The organism is Microbacterium sp. Z12_35 (genome assembly GCF_058310475.1).
In genome coordinates this window covers 590,915-604,837 of the sequence record NZ_JBZEGJ010000002.1, presented here as the reverse complement: position 1 = coordinate 604,837, position 13,923 = coordinate 590,915, and the positions used below count along the sequence as shown (strand labels likewise).

Sequence of the window (13,923 nt, the reverse complement as noted above, 5' to 3'; positions counted from 1 at the left end):
AGATCGATCCCGGTCAGTTGCGCTCGACCTCGGGATGGTCGGTGAGGAACTGCTCGATGTTCTCACTGGTGAGCACGATGTTCGCCGCCACGACGCCTGTCGGTTCACCGCCGGCCAGGTTGTCTTCCACCAGCTCCAGGGCCTGGGCGCCCATGCCTTCGAAATCGATCCAGAGGTCGGCGGCGACGGCACCGCTGCGGATGCCATCGAGGATGGACACGCTGTAGTCCCACGTGAAGATGGGCAGCTCGTCGGTGCGTCCGGCCTGCTCGATTCCGGCGAGGGCGCCGGCAGTCGAGTCGGAGAAGCACGACCAGATCGCGAACGAACCGGAGCCCGCCGGGTGGGCCGCGAGCCACGCGGCGGTGGCGTTCTGCGAATCCACGACCTGGCCGGGGATCGGGAACTCGTGGTTGTCGACCTCGATGTCGAGACCGGACTCTTCGATCAGCTTGTCGCGGTACTCGGCACGCAGGCGGCACGGGGTGCCCGGCGTGTAGTCGAGCGTGAGGATGTTGGTGACCTTGTTGTCCTCAAGGTACTTGAGGAAGACGTCGTTGATGGGCTCAGGCGCCACCAGGTCGACCGCGCCCGCCATGCCGTCCATCAGGGGGCTGGCCAGGAAGAATACCGGGATGTCGGCCGACCCCGCCTGGGAGAGGCACTGCGCCATCTGGTCCTGCGCGAAGGTCGTGATGATCAGCGCGGTGACCTGCCGGGTGACGTACTGACTGCAGATCGTGTTGGCCTGACCCGCGTCGCCCTTGGGATCCTGCGTGAGGACCTCCCAGCCGGCATCCGTGAAGGCGGCCTTCGTGCTGTTGTCGAACGCCGCGTCAGACGGCGACGTCATGTCGAAGGCAACGAGGCCGAGGACGTTGTCCCCCCCGTCACCGCCGGCGGCTCCGCCGCCGCCCGCGCTGCCCGAACAGCCGACGAGGCCGACAGCGAGGAGGGTGGCGACCGCCAATCCCACAGCGCCACGGCCGCGCCGAGACACCTTGTTGAGGACTTCATTACTGTACATAGCTACTCCCACGTCATTGTCAAGAGTTCACGGTGCGACGAGCGTTGCAACGTTCCAAAATTCTGACAGCTTGTAAACATATCCTATCAACTGAGCATCTAGTAACATCACCCCTTCCGCAGATGCGAAATCGTGACCATGCGACCCTGGCGCCCGTGTGCGCGATCACCCCGTCGGGGCGCGACGGCTTCCAGCGACGCCGGCTCGCGATGTGCGCGAGCGTCAGGCGTGACCGTGCCGTCCACGAGCGAACCGCCCGTGATCACACACCGACGATCGGCACCCGCAGCTGGGCACCAGTGCGGCTGGAATCGATCCGGTAGCCGATGGGCCTCTGCCGATCGGTGGTCACCGAGTCGCTCCTTCGCGTCGTACTGCCAGGTTATGCCAGCTAGAACCAGCCTCCTACGCTGTCGCAGTGCGGTTCTGATACAAATTTTCCATGAAGATGGCCGTCTCCGCTGACCGCGCTGCTCAGCTCCTGAACCGCCCGCCCGAGCTCGAGGTGGTCGAGCGCCATCCCGCACGCTCCATGCGCTGGATGGAGCATGACTACCCGGCGCCGATCGCCCGGTGGAACTACCATCCCGAGTACGAAATCCACCTCATCCGCAAGAGCACCGGCAGGTACATCGTCGGCGACCACATCGGATCCTTCCAACCCGGGCAGGTGTGGCTCGTGGGTTCGGGGCTCCCCCACGACTGGATGAGCGACCTCCAGCCTGGCGAGATCATCCGCAACCGGGACGCTGTAGTGCAGTTCGACGGAGCCCGCATAGAGCGCGCGGCTGCGGAGCTGCCAGAACTGCGTGAGCTGCGCCCGCTGTTGGACGAGTCTGCCCGTGGAATCCTGTTCACCGGCCGCACCGCCGTCGACGCAGCAGAAGCCCTCGAGGCGATGGGGTCGACCGACCACATGCTGCGGCTCGTGCACTTCTTCCGACTGCTGGGCATTCTGAGCAGATCGCCGAGGGAGGACCGGGTGCTGCTGGCGAGGGAGTGGTTCACGCCCCCGGAGGCAGCTTCACCCGCCGCGGCCGCAGTCGAGCGCGGGCTGGACTACATCTTCGCCAACATCAGCGGCACCGTGCGGATGGGCGAAGCTGCGCGTTTGGCAGGCATGTCCGAGACGACGTTCTCGCGATTCTTCCAGCGGGCGAGTGGCCGCACGTTCAGTGAGACGGTCCGAATGCTCCGTATCGCGCGCGCCCGCGTGCTGCTCGAAGAGTCTGACGCCCTGATCGCGGCTATCTGTTACGACGTCGGCTTCAGCAACCTCTCCAACTTCAACCGCCAGTTCCTGCGGGAGGTCGGGATGACGCCGCGCGAATACCGTCAGTCGTTTGGACCGCCGCGCTGATCCCCGATGGGTGCCAGATTCGACGCGCAGCCTGACGTCCGGGCGCGCGATCGCGGTGGTCTTCGCCGTGGAGGTCGAGTAAAACTAACTAGTCGGTTGACAGCGGCGGGTCGGAGAGTTAGATTCCTAACCAACCAGTTAGTCCCGACGAGAGAAGGCCAACATGAAGACCGTTCTGATCACCGGCGCAGGTAGTGGCTTCGGCCGACTCACCGCTTTCGATCTTTCCCGTCTGGGGTACCGGGTGATCGCGGGGGTGCAGATCTGGCCGCAGGCGACGCAGTTGCGTCAGGAGATCGCGGCGGCCGGCTTGGAGAACATCGAGGTCATCAAGCTCGACCTGTTCGACGAGGTCGATGTCGCGCACGCGCTCCGCTACGACGTCGACGTGCTCTTCAATAACGCCGCTGTCGCTCACATCGGGACACTGACCGACCTGCCGATGTCGCTCCTTCGGGCGAACTTCGAGTCGGACGTGTTCGCTCCGATGGAGTTGACGAAGCGCTTCATTCGCCAGATGGCCGGGCGCGGCAGCGGCAAGATCGTGTTCAACTCCTCCATTGCCGGCCTGCAGGCTCAGCCCTTCGGCGGTGCGTACAGCGCGACCAAATACGCGGTCGAGGCGATCGCCGCCACGTTGCGGGAGGAGCTGAAACCCCTCGGCATCGCCGTGGCGACGGTGCAGCCCGGACCCTTTCAAACCGGTTTCAACGACACCGCGATCGAGGCGTCGTCCTACTGGTACGACCCGGAGACGGCGATCCTCCCGGGTTGGGAGCAGCCGACGTTCACCTACCCCGGGCAGGGCGACCCGCAGGAAATGGTCGACGTGATCGTCAAGGTCATCACCGGTGAGATCTCCAGCTACCGCAACGTGTTTCCGTCGTCGACGGAGCGCCAGGCCCGGGAAGCGCAAGCCGCCGAGTGGGACGTCACCGTTTAGTCGAGAAGTCGAATGAGCCGAGAAGTCGAAGAAATCACAAAAAGGTAACGGCCAACTCTTCCGTTCCGTTACCTCACCGTTATAGAGTGCTGACAGGTAGTTGTTTGCTGTGGCAGCTGCCGACATGTGATTGCAGGACACTCTTGGTGCAAGGGACAAGGGCCGGTCGGAAGCCTCTCCGACCGGCCCTTACTCTTGCCGGGAACGGGACTCTTCCTCCCCAGCCTCCGCGCACCGGGAGTTGTCCACCGATTTCTGGCCTGATCTGGGCCTGAGTCGCTCCGATGTCGGTGGCCAGCGGGACAATGGGGTCATGTTCGACAGCGACCAGACAGCCCTCGTGGACTCCCTCCGCGACGGCCTGCGTGCGCTCGTCGGCGGCTTGGACGCGGCAACCGCCTCCGACGACTCACTGCTGAGTCAGGCGGCAGACGTCGAGGAACTGGGTCGGCTGTTGGATGCAGCCCGCGTGGTCCTGGCCGGTGAGGTCGCCGACCGCTCGCGCGCAGAGCTGGGCGAAGACCGGTTGTCTGCGCGACGTGGATGCCGCACCCCCGGCGAACTCCTCGAACGCGTCACCCGCATATCCGCGTCCACCGCGCGGACGCGGATGCGAGCCGCCGCACCCCTGCGCCCCCGCACGGCGCTCACCGGCGGCGAACTCCCCGCGGCGTTCCCCCTCGTCGCCGATGCGGTGACCGCCGGTGCGATCGGAGTGGACGCTGCAGCGGCGATCGCCGCGGAGCTCGCACCCATTCGCGACCGCTGCGCGGCGGTCGACGCGGATGCGTTCGCCGCGGCTGAGGAAGCACTGGTGGATGCGGCCGTCGGCACCGCCGATACCCGGCCGGCCGGGGCGGACGAGATCGCGATCATGGCGAAGACCTGGGCCCTCTACCTCGACCCGGACGGCACCCTCCCCGACGAGGGGCGTGCGCTCAAGGCGCGCGGCCTCACCCTGGGACGCGAGCAGAGCGGTGTCGTTCCCCTGCGCGGGAGCCTGATGCCGGAGGTCGCCGCGCAACTGCAACGCCTGTTCGACGCCTTCCTCAATCCCAAGGTGACCTCGGCTCCCGGTCCTCGATTCGAACCCGACGCCGCGTGCCCTAACGCGGGTGAACCGAACGAGGATGAGGACGCGCCCGTCGATCCGCGCACCACCCCGCAACGCCGGCACGACGCGTTCGCGGGCGTGCTCACGGTCGCTGCGGGGATGGACGGGATGCCCCAACTCGGCGGCGCCGCCCCCACCCTCACGGTCACCGTTGCCGCCGACCAGCTCGCACAGCCCGGCGGAGTGGCGTTCGTCCCCACGCGCGACACCGACGACACCGGCGCCGTCTCCGCTTCCGTCGCACGGCATGTGGCATGCACCGCCGCGATCCAGCGTCTGGTGTTCGACGGCGCCGGCAGCATCGTCGAGCTCGGCACACCGCATCGCATCTACAACGCCCACCAGCGTCGGGCGATCGCGGTGCGGGACGGCACCTGCATCACCCCCGGATGCCACGTCCCCGCCGCGTGGTGCGAAATCCACCACGTGGAAGAGGCCGCCCGCGGCGGGCCCACTCACACCGACAACGGAGTGGCCCTGTGCTGGTTCCACCACCGCACCATCGAGACCAGCGGTTGGGAGATCCGCATGATCCGACGCGCCCCATGGATGCGCGCCCCGAGATGGCTCGATCCCGCCCGGCGGTGGCGCCCCACCGATGGATCACCCGCCCGCCAGCTCGCCACGCTCACCGTCTGACGCTGTGCTCAGACTTTGGGACGGGCGCAGAAATCACGGAACGTCGCGATGGGATTCGGTGCGTCACGAACTGGGCGGGCGAGCCCCGGCCGCCACCGGGACGCGGGAGGGGCTGCACCCCACCGCCCCGCCATCCGACCGCCACCGGGACGCGGAACAGCTAGACGCCGCCGCCGCCACCGCCTCCACCCCCGCCGCCAGCCGACCCGCCCCCGGTCGACCCGCCCGACGTGGACGAGGCCGAGGTCACGTTCGCCGACAGCGACCCGATGCCCGACGCGAACGACGCGGCGCTGAAACCGGAGGTTCCGACGTACCAACCGGGCGTTCCGGTCGAGTCGTACAGCACCGCGAGCCGGTCGGCCCACTGCTTCTCCTGCCCGAAGACCACCGCGTACGGCAGCAGTGCCTCGTAGATCCGGAGCATCTGCCGCGGATCGTTCGCATCGACAGGCGTTCGCTCCGCGCCGCCCGGAGACTGCAGCATCCGGATGCGGTCCGCCTCCGCCCATTCGATGAACTCCTTCAGTCCGGCCAGATGATCCCGGGTCTCGGCACCGAGCGCCGTGAGCGGCTTCCGGGCGATCAGGCCGCCGACCGCGACGACAGCGATCGCGGCCGCGATGAGCAGCACGATCGGAATCCACGGCGTCACGCTGGCCGCGAGCGCCAGGACGCCGAACGTGAACACCCCCGCGGTTGCGACCAACGCCAGCATGAACGGCAGCACTCGCTCCCGCAGGGGCACCTCGCGCCGCAGGCCACGGGTCACCAGTTCCTTCCCCGCGGCCGCGAGGATCGCGCGGGCCGCAGTGGACAGCCGCGTGTCCTGCCGTCCGAAGGAGAACACCGCGCCCGGCGCGGCCCCCTCGCCGAACAGCCCGTCCAGCAGCATCCGGCCATCACCGTCGGCTCGCGCCGGATCGATGAGATGCGCCTCCAGGTCGACGCCCCCCAGCCATCGGCGCTTCCCCTCGACGATGCGGATGCTGCCCACCACGGCCTGTTCGAGAACCTCCGCCGGAATCGCCTTGGCCGATTTCCCCAGCAGCACCGCACTCTCGAGGGCATCGACGGCGCGGGGCGGCGTGTACTCGGCGATGATCGTCGGCCGCCCGGGCGCGTCTGCGAGCCGTCGGACGCGGACCACCACGGCCCACGCCAATGCGGCGAGAAGGACCAGCGCACTCCCGGCCTGCAACCACCCCCACGGCGAGGCGAGATAGGACGCGTCGAACGGGGTGAACGTCCCCGGCGCGAAGCCCACCGCAAGCGTCAAGGTCTCCCCCGGCCCCACGTCGGTCGCCTCCGCCCGCACGGTGACCCCACCATCCGGATCGGGTTCCGCCACGATCGGGCACCCCGCCGTGGAGTCCCGCGGGCCGGCGTAACACGCCTGCGAGCCGGTGAGAGAAGGGGCGAGTTCTGCGTCCACGTAGAGGTTCGCGGTCACCCGACCGAAGGGCTGCGCCCAATCGAGCCCGTTCACGTTCCAGTAGAACTCGTCCGCGCGGGTGTCTTCGAAGGCTCGGACCGCGTTACGCATCGTGTAGGTGAAGACATAGGTCTGCTCCCCGTGCACGAAGTCGTCGGCGCGAGAGGTGACGAGTAGGTACCCGTCATCGCTCTCGGTCTCCACGGGCCGCGACCTGCCCTCCGCGTCCGTCACCGAGACGAGGTCGACATCGAGCGGCGCACCGAGGTAGGTCTCCGGGAGCAGCCGCTGCATCCCCCTGTTCTGATCACTGTCGGGGAAGACCGCGACGAACGTTTCGACCACCCGGACCTCGCTCGCGCCGTCCTCTGCGCGCGTGAGCGTGTAGTCGGCGTTCATGCTCGCGAACGTGAAGTCGTTCACGTCGGCCGAGGCGGGTGAGGCCGGGGATGCGACGACTCCGGCGGTCAGCGCCGCCAGGAGGATCACCAGGGTGACCGCGACGCGTCGGATCGGGTTCATGCCGCTCAGCCTAGGCGGCCTGCAATCGCCGTAATCTGAGGGTATGACCGACCGTCGCCTCGCCGTGGCCGCCTGGGAGAGTCTCTTCCGCGCGCAGCACGAGGTGCTCGAGGAGTTGAGCGTCGACTTCACCGGCACCGACCTCTCGCGAGCCGAGTACGACGTCCTGCTCACCGTCACGCGCGCACGGGACGTGACCGCGCGACTCCGCGACGTCACGGCGAACATGCTGATCAGCCAGCCGAGCGTGTCGCGGCTGGTCGAGCGGATGGTGTCCCGCGGACTCCTCACGAAATGCTCCGATCCGGATGACGGGCGGGGCACCCTCGTGCGGGCGACCGACGCCGGCGCCAGTGCCTTCCGGAAGGTCGCCGCCAACCACGCCACATCCATCGCGGAACGGATGTCCCTGCTCAACGACGAAGAACTGGGGATGCTGCGCGACCTCACCGCGAAACTGCGGAAACCGCCGGAGCCCGAGCCGGAAACCGACTACTGAGCGGGCGCCGCGTCAACACTCGATCACGTTGACCGCGAGACCCCCTTCGCTCGTCTCCTTGTACTTCGTCGACATGTCGATGCCGGTCTGACGCATCGTCTCCACGACCGTGTCGAGTGAGACGTAGTGCGATCCATCGCCGCGCAGCGCGAGCCGCGCGGCGGCGACGGCCGTGGAGGAGGCGATCGCATTCCGCTCGATGCAGGGGATCTGCACGAGGCCGCCGACCGGATCGCACGTGAGGCCGAGGTGGTGCTCCATCGCGATCTCCGCCGCGTTCTCGATCTGCCGGTTCGTCCCGCCCATGACGGCGGTCAGTCCTCCGGCGGCCATCGCGCACGCCGAGCCGACCTCGGCCTGACATCCGCCCTCGGCGCCCGAAATGGACGCGTTCGCCTTGAACAGCGATCCGAGCGCCGTCGCGGTGAGGAGGAACCGGCGGACGCCGCGGCGGCGGTTGGCCTCGGCCACGTGTGCGTCATCCCAGGCGGCGGCTTCGGTCGGCGAGATCGCGTGGCCGTTGTATCCGAGCAGCGCGCTCCCGACCAGCTCGCCGTACGGCGTGACGGCGTTGCCCGCGCCGAGTCCCGAGTCGGCGAGGAATCGCCACCAGTACATGGCCACGGCGGGGAGGATGCCGGCGGCGCCGTTCGTGGGCGCGGTGACCACCCGTCCGCCCGAGGCGTTCTCCTCGTTGACGGCGAGCGCGAAGGCACCGAGCCACTCCCCCGGCAGTTCCCGCCGCCCGTCCGCCTCGACCTCTTCGAGCTGGGCGCGGATGGCCGACGCCCGGCGCTTGACCCGCAGCATCCCCGGCAGCACACCGTCGGCCTGCAGCCCGGCGTTCACGCATGCGGCCATCGTGTCCCAGAGCCGGTCCAGCCCCGCGGCGATCTCGGCGTCGTCGCGGAGCGCCTCCTCGTTGCGACGGGCTGCCTCCGCGATCGTGATGCCGTGTTCGTCGCAGAGCGCGAGCAGTCCTGCGGCGTCGTCGAAGTCGAAGGGGAAGGAGTGGGCACTCACCCGCGGAGGCTCGCCGTGGCGTCGGATGAAGCCGCCGCCGACGGAGTAGTAAGTCTCTTCCGCGAGCACCTCCCCACCTCCCGCGCGCGCGACGAGGGTCAGGGCGTTCGGATGCCCCGGCAGACGCGTGCGCGGAGCGAAGACGACATCCTCCTTCGCGAAGGCGACCGGATGCCGGCCCGCCAGCAGGAGCGGCTGCCCCTCGGGCCATCCGCTCCACGCCGCACGCACCGCATCCGGGGCCACGGTCTCGGGAACGAGCCCCTGAAGCCCGGCGACGACCGCGTCCGGCGTGCCGTGACCGATTCCGGTCGCGCCGAGCGATCCGTACAGTGCGCAGGCCACGGCCGCGGTTCGATCGAGCATGCCGGTCGCCGCAAGTCGCGCGACGAAGTCGCCGGCCGCGCGCATCGGTCCGACCGTGTGGGAGCTCGAGGGTCCTATTCCGATGGAGAACAACTCGAACGCCGAGACGTAGGCGCTCATCCCCCCAGGGTACGCCGCGACCCCGCCGCCGCCCCCGGATACGACCGCGAAAAGGCCGTCTCGATTCGCGGCGGCGGCGGAGTGTGAGGTACTCTCAGTGAGGCCTGCGCGCCGTTTCGCGCGGAGGCCGTGCGCCCGTAGCTCAATGGATAGAGCATCTGACTACGGATCAGAAGGTTGGGGGTTCGAGTCCCTCCGGGCGCGCACTGTGTTGAGACAGTGATGAAATCCCCCGGTTCTCCTCTGGAGACCGGGGGATTTCTGCATCCTTACTCTTCGGCACCCGCCTGAGCTGTCTGCGGCTCTTCACCGGGCTCTGCGTCGGCCGCGGACCGCCGGCGTCGCGCGTGCGATGCGAGCCTCGGAAGATCGACCATGCGGAGCGCATCCATCCGCGCCTTCCGCATCCGCCCGTAGTCCGGATCCGCGTCTGCCGTCATCCCCTCGACCTTGAGGCGGCGCTGAAGGTTCGCCTCCACGTCGCCCCACGCTGCGTCCCGCGCGGCGTCGAGGAGGGCGAAGACCCGTTCCCGGTCGTCGGCCAGGGCACGCAGCTCCTTCGCCACGCCGGCGTACTGCTTGCGGCGCCGGCGAAGGTTCCGGGTGTCGCGCTCGCGGTAATCGTGTGTGCCGCTGGACGTGGAGTGCTTGCCCCACGCGCCGCGGCGAAGCTCCCGCATGCGGTCGGCGGCCCGCTCCTGTTCTCGCGCGAGGTCCAGCAGTGTGTCGCGCGTGAACGCCGCGAGCGCGTCGCGATCGAAGTCGGCACCACCCGAGATCGTCTCGACGAGGATGTGGTTGCGGACGGTCAGCCGAGCCGCGGCCAAGGCGATCGATACGCCCTCCGCGACAGCATCCGACGTTCGCCCCACCGTCCACCTCCTCGCTTCGAGGCTAGCGTCTGTGCGCGGCCCCAGCCGCACGCATACCGCGGCTTCGCCTGCCATGCAACCCCATCGGGTGGCGCCTCGCTCCGCCCCTACGTTCGCCTCAACAGCAGATCCAGAAGGAGGACGCATGGGACTCATGGATGACGCGAAGAACGCCGGTCGCAAGGCGAAGGATGCCTGGGAAGACGCCACCGACGGCAAGGACGGCACCGCCGAGAAGGCCGACAACAGCCAGCCCGCCGCCGACACGCGACGAGCGGACGCCGAAGGCGGCAGCCCGGACCACCACCACGAGATGGAGGAGCAGCTCCGCCGCGACCCGTAAAGTGCGCGACGCAGCAGAACAGGGAAGGCCTCGAAAGAATCGAGGCCTTCCGCCTGCCCGGCCGTCACCTTCCGAGGCACGCACATCCGATTCCTGATCCGTTCCGAACCATCCGCAGGCGCGGTACCGTCCGCGCCACTCATCTGGAGGTCCTCATGGGCTCATCACCGAACCGTCTCGTCGGCGTCATCTTCGGCGCCGTCTACCTGCTCGTCGGCTTACTCGGCTTCACCGTCACCGGAGACGTCGCATTCGCGGGGCCGGACGGCAACCTGCTGCTCGGCATCTTCCAGGTCAACCCGCTGCACAACATCGTGCACCTGCTGGTCGGTGCGGCGCTTCTCATCGGCGGCATCGCCGGCGTGCGTGCGGCCAAGACCGTCAACATCCTCGTCGGGGCGGTCTACCTCCTCCTCGGCATCGTCGGCTTCTTCCTGCAGGGTCCGGCCAACTTCCTCGCGCTCAACGTGGCCGACCACTTCCTGCACCTCGCCAGCGCGATCATTCTGCTCCGCGTGGGCCTGGCCGCCGACAAGAGCGTGCGTGACTCGCGCACTCGCACGGCGTAAGGCGATTTCCCCGTGACGCTCACCGCGTCCGATCCCGCCGTCCCCGCGCGCGCTCTGCGTGCGGGGATGGCGCGGGTCGCGTTCACGGGCTCATGGCCCGCGGTGGCCGGTTGGGGTGCCGGGCTGATCCTCGCCGCCCTGGGCGCCGGGGGCGTCGTGGGTCCCGCCGGCACCGCGCTCAGCCGAGGCGTGGGCCTGCTGCTCTTCACGCTGGGCGTGACCAGTCTCGCCTGGGGCACGGCGAGCCTCGCTCGCACCCGCATCCTCGTCCCGCGTCTCGTCGTGGGCGGCGCCATCCTCGGGATGCTGCTTCTCACCGTCCTGCTGGCGCTCTCGCCCGCCCACACCAGCGTCGTGGCCGCGGCCGCAGCGACCGCCCTGGTTCTCGTCGTCGCCGGCTACGCCGCTGTCGCCCTCCGCCGGCGGCCGGGACGCGTCGGCGAACGCGCGCCGAGTGTGTGGGGCCTCATTCTTGCGGCGGCCGTGCTCTCGGTCGTGGTGACCCCCGCTCTCGCCGCCACGCAGGATGCTGTGCTCATCCGCGGCGACGGCACCGTGCCCGCCGTGACACACGACGGGCACTGATCCGCGTCATCCCACCGGGCGGATGGTCCAGCTCGCTTCGAGCGGTTCGGCGCCGGGCTCCAGGAGGAGAAGACCGGTCTCGAAGTCGTAGCGGGCGGCGTTGAACGCGTCAGGAGCACACGTCATCGGCTCGACCGCGAGACCGATCCGGTGCGCCGGAGAACGCTCGCCGTCGGGCTGATCGGCGGTGTGCACCTGCACCCACGGGCACGCCTCACCCCACGTGATCGCCGCGCCTCGGCCGTCCGCATCCGTCACCGCCACGGTCACGGTCCCGTCCGTTTCGCGCGCGAGCGCCGTGAAGGCGTGGTCGATCGCGACAGGCCCGATCGGGCGGGCGGTACGGAAGTCGAACCGGTCAGGATCCGCCTCGACCGGGACGAGGTCGGTGGGGATGAGGCGGTCCGGGGTGACCTCGAGCACCTGGTCCGCGGGCAGGTGCAGCGTCCAGTCGTCCACGCGGCCCGCCCCTCCGACGAGGTACGGGTGTGGCCCCGTGCCCCAGGGCGCGGGGGTCACACCATCGGTCCGCGCCCGCACGGTCTGCGTCAGCCCCTCCGCCGTGAGGGCGAAGGTGGTCTCGACGAACACCCGCCAGGGATAGCCCGTCTGCGGCTCGATGGTCGCCGCGAGGGTGACGTGGCTCGGCCCCTTGTCGAGCACCGCGTACTCGACCCACGCCAGCAGACCGTGCAGGGCGTGCCCCCGCTCGGGTTCGGTGAGGGCGAGGATCTGCTCCACTCCGCCGAACGAGTACCGGCCGTCCACAACGCGGTTCGGCCACGGGGCGAGCGTCACGCCGCGGTAGCCGGGGCGCACCTCATCCGCATCGAAAGGCACGACGAGGTTCCGCCCCTCGTACGTGTACGAGCGCAGGGATGCTCCCACGCCGGCGATCACCGCTTCGGCGTCGCCGGCGCGGAGGGCATGCTGAGTGCCGGAAAGCGGTGCGCGAGCCATGTCAGAGTCCCTGCGCGAGGCGGTAGTAGGCCTGGTTCCAGCGGAGCTCCCTCTGGAACCCGCGAAGGGTGGTGTCGTCATCGATCACGACGAGTTCGGTGCGCGCGATCTCGGCGAAGTCGCGGAAGACCTCGATGCCCACAGCGGTCGTCATGACGGTGTGATGCGCGGCCCCTGCCGCCAGCCAGCATCCCGCCGACGTGGCGAAATCCGGCTGCGGCTTCCACACGGCGCGTCCGACCGGGAGCTTCGGCAGGTCGGGCGCCGCGACGTTCTCGACCACGTTGGCGACGAGTCGGAACCGGTCGCGCATGTCGCTCATGGCCACGACGAGCGCCGGCCCGGGGTCGGCGGTGAAGACCAGGCGCACGGGATCATCCTTGCCGCCGATGCCGAGCGGGTGGATCTCCAGGCGCGGCTTCGACGTCGTGAGCGACGGCGACACCTCCAGCATGTGCGCGCCGAGAATCTTCTCGTCGCCGGGAACGAGGTCGTAGGTGTAGTCCTCCATGAGGCTGGCGCCCCCGGGGAGTCCGGCGCCCATGACGTTGGCGACGCGCACGAGGATCGCCGTCTTCCAATCGCCCTCGGCCCCGAAGCCGTATCCCTCGGCCATCAGCCGCTGCACGGCGAGGCCGGGCAGCTGGGGCAGAGCACCGAGGTCTTCGAAGCTCGTCGTGAACGCGCCGAAACCGCCCTCCTCGAGGAACGCCCGCAGGCCGAGCTCGATGGCGGCGCCGTCACGCAGCGACTCGTGCCGCTCCCCGTCGGCGCGGAGCTCGGGCGCCACGTCGTAGAGCTCCTCGTACTCGGCCACGAGGGCGTCGATGTCGGCATCGGATGCGGCGGCCACAGCCTCGGCGAGGTCGTTCACGCCCCACGTGTTCACCTGCACACCGAAGCGCAGTTCCGCCTCGGTCTTGTCCCCCTCGGTCACCGCCACGTAGCGCATGTTGTCGCCGAAACGCGCGAGTTTGAGCGAGCGGGCGGCGGCCCACCCGGCGGCCGCGCGCTGCCAGTCCTCGACCTGCGAACGCACCGCCGGGTTCGACACGTGGCCGACGACGGTCTTGCGCGCGACGCCGAGGCGCGTCTGGATGTACCCGAACTCCCGGTCGCCGTGCGCGGCCTGGTTGAGGTTCATGAAGTCGAAGTCGATCTCGGACCACGGCAGCTCGACATTGGCCTGGGTGTGCAGGTGCAGCAGCGGTTTGCGGAGAGCGTCGAGCCCTGAGATCCACATCTTCGCGGGGCTGAACGTGTGCATCCACGCGATCACGCCGATGACCTCGTCCCGGGCGTTCACGTCGAGCGCCAGACGGCGGATGCTGTCGGCATCCTTCAGCACCGGCTTCCAGACGACCTTCACCGGCAGTCCGTCGAGCCCGGCCGCGACCGCCTGCGACTGCTCGGCGACCTGCCGGAGCGTCTCGTCGCCGTAGAGGGTCTGGCTTCCGGTGACGAACCAGACCTCGTAGGCGGCGAGGGAGGAGGAAAGCGGCGTGCGGGTCATGGGATGTCCTTCGGGCGGGGCGGGGGCGTTCGG

At 69.1% G+C, this 13,923-nt stretch carries 13 protein-coding genes and 1 tRNA gene; 8 read left to right on the top strand and 6 right to left on the bottom strand.

The annotated features are described in order from the left end of the window. Nucleotides 1-13 precede the first annotated feature (13 nt). Nucleotides 14-1,027, bottom strand: a complete 1,014-nt coding sequence (locus AC4FS1_RS15755) for a sugar ABC transporter substrate-binding protein (protein WP_491156648.1) — start codon at nucleotides 1,025-1,027, stop codon at nucleotides 14-16. Between the two features lie 442 nt (nucleotides 1,028-1,469). On the opposite strand from AC4FS1_RS15755, the gene AC4FS1_RS15750 reads away from it, so the two are divergent. From AC4FS1_RS15750 to AC4FS1_RS15740, 3 genes are all read left to right on the top strand, one after another. Further along, a complete protein-coding gene (locus AC4FS1_RS15750) occupies nucleotides 1,470-2,387 on the top strand; it encodes a cupin domain-containing protein (protein ID WP_491156647.1) in 918 nt (305 codons plus the stop codon). Nucleotides 2,388-2,550: 163 nt separating this feature from the next. Continuing rightward, nucleotides 2,551-3,330, top strand: a complete 780-nt coding sequence (locus tag AC4FS1_RS15745) for an SDR family oxidoreductase (protein ID WP_491156646.1) — start codon at nucleotides 2,551-2,553, stop codon at nucleotides 3,328-3,330. Nucleotides 3,331-3,643: 313 nt separating this feature from the next. Continuing rightward, nucleotides 3,644-5,083 carry an HNH endonuclease signature motif containing protein gene (locus tag AC4FS1_RS15740; protein WP_491156645.1) on the top strand — a complete coding sequence of 480 codons (1,440 nt, stop codon included), beginning with the start codon at nucleotides 3,644-3,646 and terminating at the stop codon, nucleotides 5,081-5,083. 160 nt (nucleotides 5,084-5,243) lie between these two features. Here AC4FS1_RS15740 and AC4FS1_RS15735 read toward each other — a convergent pair whose 3' ends face one another. Continuing rightward, a complete protein-coding gene (locus AC4FS1_RS15735) occupies nucleotides 5,244-7,040 on the bottom strand; it encodes a DUF2207 family protein (RefSeq protein WP_491156644.1) in 1,797 nt (598 codons plus the stop codon). A gap of 43 nt (nucleotides 7,041-7,083) precedes the next feature. Between AC4FS1_RS15735 and AC4FS1_RS15730 the strand changes: the two genes are divergently transcribed. Continuing rightward, nucleotides 7,084-7,539: a MarR family winged helix-turn-helix transcriptional regulator gene (locus tag AC4FS1_RS15730; protein ID WP_491156643.1), complete on the top strand. Its 456-nt coding sequence runs from the start codon at nucleotides 7,084-7,086 to the stop codon at nucleotides 7,537-7,539. Nucleotides 7,540-7,551: 12 nt separating this feature from the next. Here AC4FS1_RS15730 and AC4FS1_RS15725 read toward each other — a convergent pair whose 3' ends face one another. After that, nucleotides 7,552-9,048 (bottom strand): L-serine ammonia-lyase, iron-sulfur-dependent, subunit alpha, encoded by a 1,497-nt coding sequence (locus AC4FS1_RS15725; protein WP_491156642.1) that lies wholly within the window; start codon nucleotides 9,046-9,048, stop codon nucleotides 7,552-7,554. 131 nt (nucleotides 9,049-9,179) lie between these two features. On the opposite strand from AC4FS1_RS15725, the gene AC4FS1_RS15720 reads away from it, so the two are divergent. Beyond that, nucleotides 9,180-9,252 (top strand) — tRNA-Arg (locus AC4FS1_RS15720). A 65-nt stretch (nucleotides 9,253-9,317) separates the two neighbouring features. Here the strand turns inward: AC4FS1_RS15720 and AC4FS1_RS15715 are convergent. After that, nucleotides 9,318-9,920 (bottom strand): asparagine synthase, encoded by a 603-nt coding sequence (locus AC4FS1_RS15715; protein ID WP_491156641.1) that lies wholly within the window; start codon nucleotides 9,918-9,920, stop codon nucleotides 9,318-9,320. Nucleotides 9,921-10,065: 145 nt separating this feature from the next. Between AC4FS1_RS15715 and AC4FS1_RS15710 the strand changes: the two genes are divergently transcribed. From AC4FS1_RS15710 to AC4FS1_RS15700, 3 genes are all read left to right on the top strand, one after another. Beyond that, the gene (locus AC4FS1_RS15710) at nucleotides 10,066-10,263 is read left to right on the top strand and encodes a hypothetical protein (protein WP_491156640.1); all 198 of its coding nucleotides are present in this window, start codon (nucleotides 10,066-10,068) and stop codon (nucleotides 10,261-10,263) included. A gap of 155 nt (nucleotides 10,264-10,418) precedes the next feature. After that, nucleotides 10,419-10,832 carry a DUF4383 domain-containing protein gene (locus tag AC4FS1_RS15705; RefSeq protein WP_491156639.1) on the top strand — a complete coding sequence of 138 codons (414 nt, stop codon included), beginning with the start codon at nucleotides 10,419-10,421 and terminating at the stop codon, nucleotides 10,830-10,832. A gap of 12 nt (nucleotides 10,833-10,844) precedes the next feature. Continuing rightward, complete coding sequence (locus AC4FS1_RS15700; protein WP_491156638.1) at nucleotides 10,845-11,417, top strand: hypothetical protein; 573 nt, start codon at nucleotides 10,845-10,847, stop codon at nucleotides 11,415-11,417. Nucleotides 11,418-11,423: 6 nt separating this feature from the next. Here AC4FS1_RS15700 and AC4FS1_RS15695 read toward each other — a convergent pair whose 3' ends face one another. Next, a complete protein-coding gene (locus AC4FS1_RS15695; protein WP_491156637.1) occupies nucleotides 11,424-12,377 on the bottom strand; it encodes an aldose 1-epimerase family protein in 954 nt (317 codons plus the stop codon). A 1-nt stretch (nucleotide 12,378) separates the two neighbouring features. Then, nucleotides 12,379-13,890, bottom strand: coding sequence for an L-arabinose isomerase (gene araA, locus AC4FS1_RS15690; protein WP_491156636.1), 1,512 nt, complete (start codon nucleotides 13,888-13,890; stop codon nucleotides 12,379-12,381). Between the last annotated feature and the right edge of the window lie 33 nt (nucleotides 13,891-13,923).